Source organism: Cellvibrio zantedeschiae (assembly GCF_014652535.1).
In the GTDB taxonomy this organism is placed as follows: Bacteria; Pseudomonadota; Gammaproteobacteria; order Pseudomonadales; family Cellvibrionaceae; genus Cellvibrio; species Cellvibrio zantedeschiae.
Genome location: NZ_BMYZ01000001.1, coordinates 891,330 through 908,311, shown reverse-complemented (window position 1 = coordinate 908,311; position 16,982 = coordinate 891,330). Strand labels below are relative to the sequence as shown.

Here is a 16,982-nt window from a genome sequence, read left to right as displayed (position 1 = left end):
ATTTGTCTGTTCACGCCCTTGTAATTGACGCCAGCGCCTCCATCAATCATGTTCATTTGTAAAAGCTCATGCATTTTGTAAAAACAACCCCAAAGGAGTTCATCTCATGGCAACAGTTACACTTAAAGGCAACCCATTCCATACCAATAGCGATCTTCCTGCCGTGGGCAGCAAAGCTCCTGCATTCAATTTGGTTAAAACCGACCTCTCTGAAGTAACCGGTGAAAGCCTGGCAGGCAAGCGCGTTGTATTGAACATTTTCCCAAGTGTTGATACTCCAACTTGCGCACAATCTGTTCGCACTTTTAATGCCCAGGCAAGCAGCTTGGAGAACACTGTAGTGGTGTGTGCATCGCAAGACTTGCCTTTCGCATTGGCACGTTTCTGCGGCGCTGAAGGCTTGAGCAACGTAATTCCTGCTTCTGCTTTCCGCTCTGATTTCGCATCTGCTTACGGCGTGAAATTAACTGATGGTCCTTTGGCTGGCCTGACTGCACGCGCTGTAGTTGTATTGGGTACAGACGGCAAAGTTCTGCACACTGAGTTGGTGAGCGAAATTGCTAACGAGCCAAATTATGACGCTGCGTTAAAAGCATTGTCTTAATAATTAGGTTGCACGATTTAAAAGCCCAGCTTGATTAGCAAGCTGGGCTTTTTTGTTTTTATAGTTTTATCAAACCTGCTTAACACCTTGCAGATTTTTCAAACAGTGCGCTTTGGCTAAGTTTAAGAAATCCTGCACATATCCCGTGCTTACATGTTCCTCGCGTACGGCGGCATAAAGCGTTGGCCAAATACCTTTTTCACCCGCTGAGCGCACGCTGATTAATTGTTTATCTGCATACTCCGCTAACACCCAGTTAGGCAGTGCGCACAAACCGCGGCCACTGGCGACGAGCTGCACCATCATTAAAGTTAATTCGGATGTACGAACTGCGAGCGGCTCAACGCCTGCCGGAGTTAAAAATTGTTTAAACACATCTAAACGGCTGCGCTCCACCGGATAAGTAATTAAAGTTTGGTCCGCCAAATCCTGCGGCTGCAAAAATGTTTTTACCGCCAGCGGATGTTGGTTGGCAATGCCTATATGCATTTCGTAAGAAAACAGCGGCACATATTCAACACCTTTAATAGCTTGCGGATCAGACGTGATCACCAAATCAATTTCGCCTTGGGCTAAAGCTGGTAGAGGCTCAAAGGTAAAACCGCCAGAAAAATCCAATTCAATTGCAGGCCACTGATTGCGAAAGATATCAATCGTAGGCATCAACCAATTGAAACAGCTGTGGCACTCAATCGCCATAAACAAGCGCCCTGCTTCGCCGTGAATCAGTTTTTTAATATCTCGTTCAGCCTCGTCTACTCGCGCAAGTACGTCGTCTGCCAATAACAGAAGGCGCTTACCTGCCTCACTAAAACGCAGGGGCCGGCTTTTGCGAATAAACAGCTCGCACTCCAACTTGGACTCCAACTCCTTGAGCTGGTGTGACAAAGCTGATTGCGTGAGAAAAACCCGCTCGGCGGCTTCCACCAAACTACCGGTTTCGCGCAGGGCTATAAGGGTTTTGAGATGGCGAATTTCAAGCATGATCGATCTCCTTAAAGAACTAGGCAAATCATATCATTAAAAAAATTCATGTTTAAACTGAAAATTACCAGTTTGATTCATATTAATGCTTGAGGAAGAATGGATTCACTTAAGAATTCACTCAACGATGGAATACAAAGGTATTTTTCAAATGACCCAAACTCTCACTACCCACAACCTCGGGTTTCCCCGCATAGGCGCAGACCGCGAACTAAAAAAAGCCTTGGAGGCCTACTGGCGCGGGGATATCACCCAAAATGACCTGGAAGCTACCGGCCGCGAATTGCGCCTGCGCCATTGGCAACTACAGGCTGACGCCGGCCTGGACCTAATCCCCACCGGAGATTTTGCCTGGTACGACCAAGTGCTTACCTTGTCTGCAACCTTGGGCAACATTCCCTTGCGCCATCGCAAGAGCCATATTCTGGTTAATAGTGACCACCCCATTCATGAAGGTTGTTGCGCTGCGCACAGCACATCTCACGCACAAGCCACTATTGAGGCTTGTGCGGATATAGATTTAGATACGCTCTTCCGTGTCGCCCGTGGTCGTGCGCCGAGTGGTGCCGCAAGCAGCGCGTCAGATATGACTAAATGGTTTGATACCAACTACCACTATCTGGTGCCCGAGTTTCATCCCAATCAGGAATTCAAACTCAGCTGGACGCAAATTATTGACGAAACTGCCGAAGCCATTGCCAAGGGTTACTCAGTCAAGCCGGTAATTTTAGGGCCACTAAGTTATCTATGGCTTGGTAAAGAAAAATCAGAAAATTTTGATCGCTTCGATTTGCTCGAAAATTTACTGCCTGCTTACAAACAACTGTTGCAAGCATTAGCAGATACAGGTGCGGAATGGGTGCAAATAGATGAACCCATACTCGTGCTGGATTTGCCCGCAAAATGGCAGCAAGCATTTGAGCGTGTCTACCACACCATTAAACACCCACAAATAAAAATTCTTGTCGCCAGCTATTTTGGTGCTTTGGGAGAAAACCTTTCCACCGCAATAAATCTGCCCGTTGCAGGCTTGCATATAGATGCAGTGCGCGCACCAGAGCAAGTATTAACATTGGTTGATCGATTGGCTGCTCACAAAATCTTATCAGTGGGCATTGTTGATGGCCGCAATATATGGCGCAACGATTTACAGAAATCATTAAACTTGTTGCATACGGCTCACACGCGTTTAGGTGATCGCTTGTGGATTGCACCGTCCTGCTCGCTATTGCATTCACCTGTAGATTTGAATCGTGAACTCAAACTGGATGCTGACATTAAAAGCTGGCTCGCATTTGCAAAACAAAAAGTGCACGAAGTTACCACATTAAAAAAATTATTAATAAACCCGTCTGATATCACTGCACAACAAGAATTAACCTTGAGCAATAACGCAGTACTGGCAAGGTCTTTGTCGCCCAAAATCCACAACCAAACAGTGCAAGCGCGATTAGAAGCTGTTCAGCCCGAAGATGCACAACGTCAATCCATTTTTGCCCAGCGCATTCAACAGCAGCAAGCTATTTTGAAGTTGCCTTTATTTCCTACGACAACAATTGGTTCTTTCCCACAAACAGATTTTATTCGCCAAACGCGTAAGGAATTTAAACAAGGTGACATAAATGCGCAGGAGTATGAACAAAAAATTCGCTCAGAAATTGCAGCATGTATTGTGAGGCAGGAAAAAATTGGCTTGGATGTGTTAGTTCACGGGGAAGCCGAACGCAACGACATGGTGGAGTATTTTAGCGAGCAATTGAACGGCTACGCGTTTACACAATACGGTTGGGTGCAAAGCTACGGGTCACGCTGTGTTAAACCACCCATTATTTATGGTGATGTCTCGCGTCAGGGTCCCATTACTGTTGAATGGGCTCGCTATGCCCAGTCGCTCAGTAACAAACCGGTTAAAGGAATGTTAACGGGCCCAATCACCATGTTGTTCTGGTCCTTTGTACGCGATGATCAACCGCGTGCAACTACTGCATTGCAAATTGCGCTAGCCCTGCGCGATGAAGTAATAGATTTAGAAAAAGCCGGCATCAAGGTTATTCAAATTGACGAGCCTGCAATTCGCGAAGGCTTACCTTTACGAAATAAAGATCGCGCAGAATATTTGGATTGGGCGGTATTTGCGTTTCGTATAAGCGCAAGCGGTGTAAAAAATGAAACACAAATTCATACACACATGTGCTATTCAGAGTTCAACGACATTATCAAAGCAATTGCCGATTTGGATGCAGATGTCATAACAATTGAAACCTCTCGTTCTGATGGGGAATTACTACAAGCATTTGAAAGCTTTAATTACCCGAATGATATAGGCCCCGGCGTTTATGATATTCATTCACCTAATATTCCAGATGTGCAAAACATGGTGAATTTGTTGAAACGTGCTACACGTAAAATTCCTGTTGAGCGCTTGTGGGTTAACCCGGATTGCGGCTTGAAAACCCGTCGCTGGCCCGAAACAGAAGCCGCTTTGGTACGTATGGTTGAAGCCGCCAAAATATTACGCGATCAAGTGGATAAGAACCAAACAGATGCATCTGTGAAAGAGTTGGCAGATGCTTAGACTAATGAAATGAATAGGGAATTAGAACGAATCAGATAATGGATTAAAAAGAATCAGTAAATCTTCGAATGGAGATTTACTGATTTATATTAAAACGCAGATTCCAAAATAAGGCTCAACTCACGTCCACGATTAGGAACACCTTGTGGCAAACGAATACTTTGTGCAGGAGAAAAGTAATCCAAATCTGTGAGATTTTTAGCTTGTAAGCTCAAGCTATAGCCGGCTTTAAATTTGTAGCGTAATTTCGAATTGAATACCCAATAATCATCTAACTGATTTCTACTATTGTTTGGACCCAGAGTATAACGAGCACTTCGGTGATATGTCAGTAAATTCCAATTCCAGGCGCCGTAAGCGTAATTAGATTCTACCGACGCCAACTGGCTTGCCTCACGGAAAGCAGTTGGAGGCAAGGTTAAAAAATCCGTATAAGTTGCACGCACAGACCAATCGAGCGTTATAAAATATTTTGCGCCAAGAGTAATTCCGCTGCTGGATTCGTTGCCCGCATTTACAAAAGTACGCACGGCACCTTTGAGCCCGGCAACAATTGCATCTTTGTAATTATTGCGGAACCCAGCCACACTCATGATGGCATTACCCCAGGTTCCCATCCAAACTAAATCCCAGGCCTTTACCATTTCAAAATCAAGATCGGGATTTCCAACCACAACTGAATTATTAAGAATGCCAGTTTCACCCAAAGACGGCGCACGATAAGCTTCACCGTAAAGCAACTTGATCGTTTGTGATTTAGAGAGCTGATGAACCAATCCAAACCTTGGGCTAACATGGCCACCTAAATTATCATAATCATCGTAACGCGCACCCAAGGTTAAATTTGTGTTCTCTCCAAAGGTGCGATGATATTGACCATAAATACCAACAACATTGTATGATTCTTCCGTACCAATCTGGGTAACATGATCAAAGTTGCCGTAATAATTTATGGGGAATTGCTTCTGCGCTAACTGGCCCGAATCAAAATTGTCATGCACGTAAGCATCAATTTCTGCTTCATGCTTCCATTCAACGCCCAGCAAAGCATCAGCATTTTTTCCTATGTCCCAAGTATTGGTAAGCCGCAAGTTATAGCTCTCACCCGCGAGCGTTGCTTGTGTCAAAAGCGGAGCGTCGCTGGAAGGGTTACTGATTGCGGCCAAACTACCAGCACCCATTGTGGCCACGTTAAATGATTGGGAGTTGGCCAAATAACCTGCATAAATCTGTGTGGTAACGCCATCAACAAAATGAATGCCTTGTTCAAGACTAATTTGTTTTAACCATACGGTTATGCCGTTAAAATTACTTTGATTATTTTCAAGTGAATAAAAATCGTCTGCAGTGAAACGGTGGTATGCCACACGTAACTGAGTTTCATCTTTGCCTAACGCAAGATCCAAATCAAAAGTTTTGCGTGGGTCTTCAATTGTGGTTGGCTGCCTAGTGAACGAATCCGGCACATTATAAATTTGACCAGAGTCTTCATAAGCACGCGCAAAGAGATTAGTCGTCCAGTCATTTACTGGCTTGGATAGCATAAGGCTTACACCTTTGCGCTGATCGTTACCGACTTCAACTTTGACAGCATTTTGCCCTTTTCGAGTCACTATATTGATTACACCGGTAAATGCACTTGAACCGTAAATAGCAGAACCAGGGCCGCGAATAATTTCAATTCGTTCAATTTGCTCAAGCGGAATTAGCGGTAAGGATACATCTACCGATCCTGTGCGTGGATTTGCCAAAATGCGACCATCCATGACCACCAAAATTTCACGGGCTTGTGCGCTATTACGGCGTCCGCGAGAGCTGAATGTGTAATTAGCCCCATGGTCAGCTGCGCGGGTAGATTGATAACCCGGCACCAGGTTTAGTAACTCATAAAGATAGTCCTGCCCAAGCTTTTCCAATTGATCATGAGTAAAAATTGTGACTGCTGCGGGCACCGTTTTTAAGGATTCATCGCGCAAGGTAGAACCCGTAACAGGAACTTGCAAAAGCTGGTCTAACTCCATGGTTAAATAATTGCCCTCATCTCCCCGCGCACAAACGCAAGCGCAACTCGCAGAAACTGCGAGTATGAGCTTGTGAATTTGCGTACGAAGTTTCAGCATATTTTTCCTGTTTATGTACCAGTTACCTGATAGCGATGAAAGATGTTAATTCAATAGCGCTGCATAGCCAGGCTATGATTCTCACGCGCCTTAACCCAGGCTTCAAACTGGGGCGCGGGTAAAGGTTTTGAAAAGTAATAACCTTGCATCAAGCGGCAACCGCGATCAGTTAAAACATCAAGCTCAGCTTTTGTCTCCACACCTTCAGCAATAGTTTCTTTGCCTAGCGAATGCGCCAGCGAAATAATGGACTCCACAATTGCGAGCGATGCCTGTTCAACTAACATTTCACGCACAAATGATTGGTCAATTTTTAAAACGTTTACAGGTAACCGACGCAGATAATTCAAACTTGAATAGCCCGTACCAAAATCGTCGATAGCAATGCGGAAACCTTGACCGCGCAAATAATTCAACGTCTGAATTGACGATTCCATATCGTGCATCAAAATACTTTCTGTCAATTCCAATTCAATCGAAGACGATACAGCGCCCTCTTCCTTTAAAATTGCCTCAATACGCTGTATAAAATCGTCTTTGCGAAATTGCACCACTGAAATATTGACCGCTACAACCAGGTTGGGCATTCCCTGCTTGCGCCACGCAGTGACTTGCCGCGCCGCTTGCGCAAAAACCCAATCGCCAAGGGGAATAATTAAGCCTGTTTCTTCTGCTAGCGGAATAAAATCAACCGGAGAAATTAATCCGCGTTCTGGATGGCGCCAACGTACTAAAGCTTCCGCCCCCCACAAACTCCCTGTTTTGGAAATAAGTTGTGGCTGGTAATGAACTTCAAAGCCGCCATGTTCCAAGGCCAGGCGCAAATCGCTTTCAAGTTTTAATCTATCAAGCGTCCGCGCATTTAAAAGCGGTGTATAAAACTGATAATTATTACGGCCTTTTTCTTTTGCAAGATACATTGCCGCATCCGCATTTTTTATAAGGCTATTAACGTTTTCACCGTCATCGGGATAAACAGCAATGCCGATACTGGGTGTTATGTGCAAACTAATATCGCCAAGATTGTAAGGATGCTGCAAAACATCCCGCAGTTTAATCGTGAGATCAGCAAGACTTGTTTCATCTTTTATCTTGGGAAAAAGTACGACGAATTCATCACCACCCAAACGCGATACTGTGTCGCCGGTGCGAATAGTTGAGCTTAAACGCTTGGCTGCTTCTTTTAATAATTGATCGCCAACCGTGTGCCCGAGTGAATCGTTGACATTTTTAAAACGATCGAGATCAATAAACAGCACGCCCACTTTTTCATCCAGACGTTTTGCAGTATTAATCGCCATATCCAAACGGTCATTCAATAACACACGATTGGGAAGGCCGGTTAGATTGTCGTGATGAGCCAGAAACTCAATTTGTGCGCGGGAATTTTTAAATTCCGTAATATCGTTAAAAATAGCAATGTAATTTTCAGGTTTTCCCTGCGCATTTGAAACAAGACTAATGGAATACCAGGACGGAAAGGTTTCGCCATTTTTACGCTGATTAAATAACTCGCCCTGCCAGTAACCCTGTTCACGTAAAATGCTGACCAAATTTCTAAAGAAACTATGCGTATGTAAACGCGCGCCCTCTGCTATGGTATCCACCCCAAGAACTTCTGCTTCGGTAAAGCCCATAATATTTTCGTAAGCGCGATTCACAGAAATAATATGCAAGTCCGCATCAGTAATCATGATGGCTTCATTGGAGCCTTCAAATACTTTTGCCCAGAGCCGCAATTGATTGTCCTGCTTTTTGCGATTGGTGATTTCGCGCACGACCATGAGCACTTCATTGCTTCCGCGCGGTAACACCCGGGCTTCCCAGTAGCGTATACGCGAGGGATCTTGCGACCATTGGAATTCAATCAACTGCATTTCATTATTTGCAAATGCGCTGTCGATAACAGCTTCTACTGAATTGAAAATTCCTTTGGGTAAATATCCAAACAAGTCACCAGTTTCATGAGTAAGCCACTCGCCCATGTCGTACACATAGGAACCGACTTGCATGTCCAGAACTTTTCCATCGCGCTGAACACGCATAATGATATCGGGAATGGCAGATAACAAAGCGCGAGTTTTACTTTCACTTAAGCTCAAGTCTAAAAAAGCATTGCTTGCACGCAAAATATATTGGATGCGATAAGGCAGTGTGCCCCAACTCACCGGCTTGGTAATGAAATCTGTAGCGCCACTCTGGTAACCCAGGGCAATAGATTCAACATCGTCCAGCCCCGTTACCATGGCGATAGGCAAATCGCGCCCACGCGGATGTTTTAAAAACTCTGCGCACAACGTAAAACCATCGCCATCAGGCAAAAGCACATCTAATAAAATAATATCTACGTGGTTTTGTTCAAAAACCTGTCTCGCCTCTGCACAATCCGCTGCTGTCACCACACTGAAATCTGCTTGTTCCAGCGTAGCGGCCATCATCAGACGTGCAGCTTCGTCATCGTCCACAACTAAAACTGTGGGCTTAGCGTTCAATCTATTCACACCGCCTCCTCGGTTTTAATAGTAAGAAGCGCTGTTTCAGCGGCAGCATAAAGACGTTTGATGTCTGCGACCAAAGACGTAGCAACACTCAAATTTCCTTCACGGCCATTAACCTCCAGTTCGCGACATAAATTGGTCAAATTAGTAATACCCAAATTTGCCGAACTATTTTTTAAGCTGTGCGCAATTTTATAAAGGTTGGTCGTATCTTGTTGCGTCAGCGCTTGATCCATATCCAATAATAATTTGGGGCTGGATTCTAAATAAAGATCAATGACGCGCGTCAAAAGCCCGGGCTTCAAGCTTTTCAATTGCGCAAGCACTTTTCTATCAATTTCAGCGGCCAGCGGTTTTGCATGGGCAGATTCCTCGTCCTGTTCCCGCTTGGGTAACCACTGCGCCAATATTTTATGCAGCTGCTCGATTGTGAAGGGTTTACTTAAATAATCATCCATGCCCTTAGCGATACAATTTTCTCTATCACCTAATATTGCATTGGCGGTTAATGCAATGATCGGCATTTTTGGTAAAGACAAACTCATTTCGCGCTCGCGAATTTTTTGCGTGGACTCAAAGCCATCCATAATCGGCATGTGACAATCCATCAAGACTAAATCAAAAGATTCTTGTTCAAGAGATTTAACCGCATCCAAACCGTTGCTGGCGATTTTTGCGCTCAACCCCAAGCGTTGCAGCATGGCCATAGCAACTTCCTGGTTAACAAGATTATCTTCTGTAAGCAAAATTCTGCCGTTGAGTTTGGGCAGCCAGTTTTCACCTATCGCCGCTTCAGCTGTAAGTGCAGGCGCATCACTGAGATTATTTTTTAGGTGATCACCAATGAGCACGCTGGCGATAAGATTGTGCAATTCTGATTGCCGCACAGGTTTTAACAAGTAAACGACTTTTCGCGCGAGCTCCGGGCTGGCAGCCATGCCCGCTGAACTTAATACCACCGTTGATAAACCGCTCAAGCGTTTATCTTCAGAGATAGCAGCAATTAATTCGCCACCATCCATATCTGGCATCATCCAATCTGTTAATAACAACTCAAATGGCCGATTCGCATCTGCTGCCTCTTGTAAGAGCGCAAGCGCTTGTGGCCCTGATTCAGCCATCACCGGTTTTGCGCCCCATGAGTTGAGCCAATATTCTAAAATTTCACGATTGGTTTGATTGTCGTCAACTACCAAGATGCGCAACTTTTCAAAACCCTGGACTAATTTATAACTGCGCAAATCGCTCACTTTCGGCAACACAAGTGAGAAATGAAAGTGAGAGCCTTTTCCAAATTCACTTTCAATTAAAATTTCGCTGTCCATTAATTTAATGAGACGCTGTGAAATGGCGAGCCCTAAACCTGTGCCGCCGTATTTGCGAGTCATAGAGGTGTCGGCTTGGGTAAAGGCCGTAAATAATTTTGCTTGCTGCTCTTCTGTGATACCTATGCCTGTATCTCTTACAGAGAAATGCAAAGTCACTTGATCGTGCGTTTCTTCCAGTCGATCAACAGCGAGCATAACTTCACCGTGTGCGGTAAATTTAATGGCGTTGCTGAGTAAATTGGTGAGCACTTGCGCAAGACGCGCTGAATCGCCTTCAACTGAAAGTGGTGGAATGGGCGTGTTACACAACAACTCCAAGCCTTTACCTTGCGCGATAGGTGCGTAACGTTCAGCAAGATCTTCCAACAAACTATTTAAGTGGAATGGGCGCGGCTCTAAATCCAAACGTCCTGCTTCAATTTTGGAAAAATCCAGAATGTCATTAATAATTGCTAGCAAATCCTCGCCCGAACTTCGCGCTACGCGTGCAAAACGTTTTTGTTTTGCGTCGAGCGGGCTATCGATTAGCATATTGGTCATGCCCAAAATGCCATTGAGTGGTGTGCGAATCTCGTGGCTCATCACCGCTAAAAATTCACTTTTTGCACGACTCGCTGCTTCTGCGCGTTGAGTTTCCTGACGCAATTGCAGCGTGCGCTCTTCCACTCTGTGTTCTAACATTTCTTGCTGCTTGCGCAGCTCGCTATCTTGGGTTTCTATGCGGTCCAACATGCCATTAAAGCGGCGTGTAAGCAGGCCAACTTCATCGCGTGTTTCGGTGTTTTCTGCACGCATGCTGTAATCGCCTTTTTCGCCAACGGATTGCGCCAATTCACTCAGCTGGCGTAAGGGCCGCATAAGAATTCGCGTAAACCGATTTGCAAATAAACCGGCAATGGCCAATGCAATTAAAGCCGTTAGCAATGCCAACCCTATTTGGCGATAAAACTGTACGCGCGGCGCCGACAAATCCACATCCAAAAAAAGTTTTCCAACCACTTCATCTTTCCAACGCACATCAACAGAAATTTGCTTATCAATATTTTGTACGATGGCTCCCTTGCGATAGTACTCAGCCAGAACTTGCTGGTTCGGCAAAATCAAACGGGCGGAGACAACTTCCGGGTCAACTTGCAACACGTTGAGCGCGTCAGTCGCTTCTTTATCATTATTAAACATACTGGGTGAAGCCAGGTTAAACGCCGTCGCCTGGGCCAAAATCGTCAGCTGTGTATCTATTTGTTTATTAACAGATGCATATTGCTGCCAAACACCCACCATGCCAGCAATCAGCACCGCCATGGCTGATACAAACATAGTGAGCTGACTAATTTTGCGTGTAAGGGTTGCATGCCTGACCATTATTCTCGGCCTCCGCGACTATTTTTGGCCAATTTCAATAGCTGGCTGCTAATACTGACTCCCGCCTGGTTTGCTGCGGTCAGGGAAATGGAAAACTCGATGCGACCTTCGTGGTTGCGGATAAGAGCTATAGCTACGTTCGCTTCCGAAGGGTGTGGATCATCTGCCACCAGAAGCACGCCTGCGGGCAAAGGTGAAGGCACTGCTATAGGGGTTCCGAAGGCAGGGCGATAAATCATCTGGCAGCTTTTAAGCTGCTGTAATGCGGTAGTGGGATCGTCGAAGTAAACAAGTTCAATGACTTGCTTGACCACAGGTTTGCCATCAACCACCTGGGTTGATAGTTGTTGACCGTTGAGAGGTTTGAGAGCTTCTCTGGCATCGCCCGTAGCACCCAGGGCGCAAAGACGTAAGGAGGGATTGGAGGTTTGATCCGGCCACTCAATAAACTTCATGAATTTATAGACGAAAGCCACCCGAAGGGATGCCTCATTGGAAGCTCCTCCAGCAACTGACCAAGACCAAAGTCCTAATATGCAGCCCAGAATGACCCGTTTCAGAACCAACTACTCCTAGCCAGGTACTATTCAGCGTGTCTTAACACGCCTCCTTGTTATTGTTTACAACTCATTTTCAGGAATTGCGTTTAAATATTGAGCCCAACTGGCAAGAAAATCCTGCCAACTCTATAAACGATTCATAAACGGCTCTATAAACAAGAGAATAGACCAGATTTCCCATATTTGTTATTACACGGGCTAGCAGGCAATAGCTGCCCGGGAACGCAAAACTGCCCCATCAATGGTATTATGGCCGCCCGTTTCATTGCCCCGCGAATATTGCCATGCTGCTTTTTGTCGACAACCTCACGAATGTAGATTTCAGTTTTCTGGACCCGGAACGTGGCCTGCTCGGCGAGACCTATCTGGCCAATATCGGGCTACAAGGTGAGCTGGATGAGCAGGGAATGGTTTGCGACTTTGGTACAGTAAAGAAAATAGTGCGCCATTGGTTGGATACCGAGCTGGACCATCGCCTGGCAGTACCCGTTCGCTCGCCCAATATCACCATTGTCGATGAGGGTGATTTCCTGGATATTCGCTGGCAATTCGGCGCTGCAGATCAGTTTCTGAAAACCCGCTCACCACGCGATGCGATTGCCCTGGTTGATGCGGAGATACTCACCCCGGAATCCATAGCTGACTGGTGTATAACCCAATTAAAAAGCCTTTTTCCAGAATCAGTTGCCAAGCTGGAATTGAACTTTACGCAAGAAGATATTAGCGGTGCCAGCTACCATTACAGTCACGGCTTGAAAAAGCATTTAGGCAATTGCCAGCGCATTGCGCACGGGCACAGATCACGTATAGATATTTGGGAAAATGGTGTTAAGTCTGCAGAGCTTGAACACTCCTGGGCGGAGCGCTGGCGCGACATTTATATAGGCACCCGCGCCGATATTCAATCAGCGCCTGTACATGGCGGTAGACCCTACTATCATTTTGCTTACGTTTCCCAACAAGGGCCATTTGAACTTACTATTCCGCAAAGCTGCTGCTATTTAATTGATACCGACAGCACTGTGGAATTGATAGCCCAACACTTTGCCCTTGCAACAAAAACCGAGCGACCCAACTCTGTTATTCGCGTAAAAGCTTTTGAAGGTATTAATAAAGGCGCGATTGCTGAGTTTTAACAAAACCAATAAATAAAACGGATGCATTTATGAGCATAACCACCATTGTATTTTTAGTCATTTTGGCTTTTTTTACCTGGCGCGGTTACCAAAAGGGATTTGTAGGTGCCATTACGAAAGTAATGAGCTTCATAATTGCCTACCCCGCCGCTATTTTCTTTACCAAACCTTTCGCCAATATTTTGCGTGCTTTTACCGGGCTGGATGGTTTAATCCTTTTTTTAGTTGCAGGTTGTACCATTTTTTTAGTGGCAAGTTTGCTGGTAACGTTGTTATTAAACAGCCTTGCCCGTTTAGTACCTGATAATAAATTTACGGAAACCGGCTCAAAAATTGGCGGTACTGCTTTCGGTATTATTTTTGGCAGTGTTATAGGTTTAGTGGCGGTCTACCTCATAGATATTTCCAAACCACACACCCAAACATTCGCAAACGCCAATGCAGAAGCGCCTTCGGAAAAATCAGTTTCCGATGCAGAAGCCGAGAGCATTAAAAAATATGTTGTTGCGGAAGATGCACCAACAAAAAGCATCAAAGATACTCTTATCGACATCACCGCGAAAAAATTAGTGAGCACCGCAGCCTCTACCGCAGTTAGTGTAATAACCTCAGACAAAGCCACCACCCAACTCACAAAAACGTTAACGCAAGATCCACAAGCCATGCTTAATCATGTACAAAACATGACAAACAATGGCGACTTCAGGGAGCTAATGAACAACCCCGAATTTCAGGCAGAACTAAACAAAGGCGATACCGCCTCGCTGATGAAAAATAACGATTTTCGAGCGTTAATGCAAAACCCCGACATGCAGGCCATTATTGCATCGGAAGACGGCAATGATGCAGATTCCCAACAAGCCGCTGCGGAAAAAATGATTCAGGCATGGCAAAAAGTTGAAACCTTGAAGAATGATCCCCGCGTGTTGAACATAGTGAGCGACGAAGCTTTTCAAGCGCAACTAAATTCACCGAACAAATTGCCGCTCTTGATGAACCCGAAAATGCGCGAACTTTCGGAAATTATTTTTAGCAGTGATTCAAATCCCGCACCACTTGAACGCCCCACTAAAAACTTACCGCCACCAACACCTGTTGCAAACACGCATTATGTTGTGGAAGACATTACTGATGGCGTTAAACAAACCAGCACAACGAATAGTGAAGATCCAGCGGAAGGGAACACCGATAAAGCTCCGGAACAAAAACTTTATCGCTGGACAGATGCAGATGGGAAAGTCCATTTTTCCGACAAGCCCATCAAAAATTGAAAAAGATTTAATACAAGCGAGGCTCACCTTCAGGGCGAGTTTTGAAACGCGGCTGCGCCCAAAAATACTGGCCAGGAATTTTACGGATTTCATCTTCCATAAATTTACTTACGCGTAAGGCATCCTCATATTCGTCACCGGTCGGATAATTTTCAAAGGGTGGATGAATAATTAATTCATAACCTTTGCCGTTAGGTAAGCGTTTTTGCGTAAACGGAATTATTTTCGCGCGCCCCAAACGAGCAAATTGCGCAGTCGCTGTTACAGTTGCCGTTTGTACACCAAAGAAAGGAACAAACACGCTGATTTTTTCACCCAAATCGCGATCTGGCGCATACCAAATCATACGGCCCTGACGCAAACGGCTAATCATTCCGCGCACATTATCGCGACTAAAAGCGGTGCCGCCCGGCGCATAAGCTTCGCGGCGAACTTTCTGCATATAATCGTAAACTTTATTGCGGTGTGGGCGGTACATACCATCGTAATTCACGTACAGCCCTAGCATTGCGCTACCTATATCAAGCGTAGTGAAATGCATACTTAACAACAAAGCGCCCTGCCCATCTTTTAATGCTGCTTCAACATGTTCAACACCGCTAATACTAAATAAACGACGCAAGCGCCATTTAGGCCAGAACCAGGCGATACCTGTTTCAAAAATCGCCATAGCCGTTGAATAAAGCGTTTCGTAAAGCAGATCTTCACGCTCTTTATCGCTCAATTCAGGAAAACATAAACGCAAATTAGTTTGCGCTTGGTTCAAACGTTTTTTGTTGCGTTTGAGATAGGGAATTAACAAGTGCGGCAAATAAAACTGAATGCGATAGGGAAGCTGCGCCAACAGAAACCAAACCGCCACACCAAACCAGGCAGGCCAGTAGCGTGGTGCAAGTAAAGCGCGAGTAAAAACAGGTGGCTGCATAATAATCAAGTTCAACTAAGACGGTGGCCATTATAGCCTGAGAATTCGCAGATAGTTGTTGGGCTATAAACGAAAAAGGCCAGAGTTTTGGCTCTGGCCTTTTAATGGCGATTTTAGTCCCACTTATTTAATCGTAATGGAACGGAAAGTCGGTGTGCCGCTGCGAACAAAGCGAATTGCTTTAGCGGTATTTTTTGGAATTGTGCCAACTACTCTGGTGTAAGTGGCAACTGAATCCAGCTCGACGAAATCCAGTTGGGTAATCACATCGCCCCGCTGTAAACCTGCACGTTGTGCAGCGCTATCTTCCTGTACGCTCAACACCTGAACGCCTTTTTCAGCGCCTCCTGCTGGCGCAACAGTTAAACCTAAGGCGTCTGTTTTGGTGGTTTTGGGCTCGTTGGAAAGACTTGGTTTTTCCGTTTCACCGGAGCCGTCTTTTAACTTCTCCAACACACCAGTCAAGGTTTCGCGTTTGCCTTTGCGGATAACATCAAAGGTCACTTTGGTACCTGGCGCAAGTTGACCCACGATACGCGGCAAATCGGCTTGGCTGTGAACATCCTGACCGTTAAATTTCACGATCAGGTCGCCCACTTTAACGCCTGCTTTTTCAGCGGGGCCTTTAGGCGCAACCTCAGAAACAATTGCGCCTTGCGCTTTATCCAAACCATATGCGCTCGCCAGATCTTTATCCACGCTGCCAATTACTACACCGAGCCAACCGCGCTCTACACGGCCCTTATCTTTCAATTGGCTCACCACATCAATCGCAACTGATGACGGAATTGCAAAAGACAATCCTACAGAGCCGCCGGACGGTGTATAAATTTGCGAGTTAATGCCTACAACTTCACCATCCATATTGAACAAGGGGCCGCCAGAATTACCGGGGTTGATGGCTACGTCGGTTTGAATAAATTGCACATAACCGCGATCAGACGGAATGTTGCGGCCGATAGCACTTACGATGCCCGCACTCGCAGAATAATCCAAACCAAAAGGTGAACCAATGGCGACAACCCATTGCCCTACTTTTAGTTTTTCATTTTTGGCCAAACTTAATTGCGGCAGATTTTTAGCATCAATTTTTAACAAAGCTATATCGGTGCGATCATCAGTACCTATAAGTTTTGCATCAAACTCGCGCTCATCACTGAGGATAACTTTAATTTCATCGGCTTCACTCACCACGTGATTATTGGTGAGCACATAACCATCAGTTGAAATAATAAAGCCTGAACCTAAAGAGCCATGTTCCCTTTGCGGAATTTGGCGTTGCTCCAACAACTCACGGAATATTTCTGGAATATCCTGCATTTGATTATTGGGCATTTGGCGGAGTTGGCGAGTTTGTTTTGCCTTAGTTACTGCTGTAATTTTCACCACAGCTGGCGATGCTTTTTCAATTAACTCGCTAAAATCTGGCAGGGGCGCAGCTTCAACTGAAGCAACCACCAAGCTGACTGACAACAAAAACAAACTTGCTGTACGCAACAAAAATTTCTTCATAATAACCTCTGTTAAGACAATATCCGCAGGGTTCTCAGGACAATGCCGGAACCTGTAACTCGGGGAATAAGACCTAAGCGATTTGAAAAAATTCCGCGACACAGGAA

General features: G+C 45.3%; 11 protein-coding genes. 4 read left to right on the top strand and 7 right to left on the bottom strand.

Features of this window, described 5'->3' with window-relative positions:
* The first annotated feature begins 106 nt into the window (after window positions 1-106).
* Window positions 107-604, top strand: a complete 498-nt coding sequence (gene tpx / locus IE104_RS04040) for a thiol peroxidase (RefSeq protein WP_189416218.1) — start codon at window positions 107-109, stop codon at window positions 602-604.
* Between the two features lie 69 nt (window positions 605-673).
* On the opposite strand, the gene IE104_RS04035 is transcribed toward tpx, so the two are convergent.
* Window positions 674-1,588 (bottom strand): LysR family transcriptional regulator, encoded by a 915-nt coding sequence (locus IE104_RS04035; protein WP_189416217.1) that lies wholly within the window; start codon window positions 1,586-1,588, stop codon window positions 674-676.
* 151 nt (window positions 1,589-1,739) lie between these two features.
* Here IE104_RS04035 and metE point away from each other — a divergent pair, with 151 nt between their 5' ends.
* Window positions 1,740-4,163: a 5-methyltetrahydropteroyltriglutamate--homocysteine S-methyltransferase gene (gene metE / locus IE104_RS04030; protein ID WP_189416215.1), complete on the top strand. Its 2,424-nt coding sequence runs from the start codon at window positions 1,740-1,742 to the stop codon at window positions 4,161-4,163.
* Window positions 4,164-4,252: 89 nt separating this feature from the next.
* Here metE and IE104_RS04025 read toward each other — a convergent pair whose 3' ends face one another.
* The 4 genes from IE104_RS04025 to IE104_RS04010 are packed head-to-tail and all read right to left on the bottom strand — an operon-like array spanning window position 4,253 to window position 11,947.
* A complete protein-coding gene (locus tag IE104_RS04025; protein ID WP_189416213.1) occupies window positions 4,253-6,283 on the bottom strand; it encodes a TonB-dependent receptor plug domain-containing protein in 2,031 nt (676 codons plus the stop codon).
* Between the two features lie 50 nt (window positions 6,284-6,333).
* Entirely contained in the window at window positions 6,334-8,784 is a 2,451-nt protein-coding gene (locus IE104_RS04020) for an EAL domain-containing protein (protein ID WP_229837605.1), read from the bottom strand.
* Window positions 8,781-11,471 carry a response regulator gene (locus IE104_RS04015; RefSeq protein ID WP_189416212.1) on the bottom strand — a complete coding sequence of 897 codons (2,691 nt, stop codon included), beginning with the start codon at window positions 11,469-11,471 and terminating at the stop codon, window positions 8,781-8,783. Before IE104_RS04015 ends, IE104_RS04020 begins: the two co-directional genes overlap by 4 nt.
* Window positions 11,471-11,947 carry a YfiR family protein gene (locus tag IE104_RS04010; protein WP_189416211.1) on the bottom strand — a complete coding sequence of 159 codons (477 nt, stop codon included), beginning with the start codon at window positions 11,945-11,947 and terminating at the stop codon, window positions 11,471-11,473. The genes IE104_RS04015 and IE104_RS04010 overlap by 1 nt, the downstream gene beginning before the upstream one ends.
* 368 nt (window positions 11,948-12,315) lie before the next feature.
* Here IE104_RS04010 and IE104_RS04005 point away from each other — a divergent pair, with 368 nt between their 5' ends.
* Window positions 12,316-13,167 carry a 6-carboxytetrahydropterin synthase gene (locus IE104_RS04005; RefSeq protein ID WP_189416209.1) on the top strand — a complete coding sequence of 284 codons (852 nt, stop codon included), beginning with the start codon at window positions 12,316-12,318 and terminating at the stop codon, window positions 13,165-13,167.
* 29 nt (window positions 13,168-13,196) lie between these two features.
* Window positions 13,197-14,438: a CvpA family protein gene (locus IE104_RS04000; RefSeq protein ID WP_189416208.1), complete on the top strand. Its 1,242-nt coding sequence runs from the start codon at window positions 13,197-13,199 to the stop codon at window positions 14,436-14,438.
* Window positions 14,439-14,445: 7 nt separating this feature from the next.
* Here IE104_RS04000 and lpxL read toward each other — a convergent pair whose 3' ends face one another.
* Window positions 14,446-15,363: an LpxL/LpxP family Kdo(2)-lipid IV(A) lauroyl/palmitoleoyl acyltransferase gene (gene lpxL, locus IE104_RS03995; protein WP_189416206.1), complete on the bottom strand. Its 918-nt coding sequence runs from the start codon at window positions 15,361-15,363 to the stop codon at window positions 14,446-14,448.
* 123 nt (window positions 15,364-15,486) lie between these two features.
* A complete protein-coding gene (locus IE104_RS03990) occupies window positions 15,487-16,875 on the bottom strand; it encodes a Do family serine endopeptidase (protein ID WP_189416205.1) in 1,389 nt (462 codons plus the stop codon).
* Window positions 16,876-16,982 lie beyond the last annotated feature (107 nt).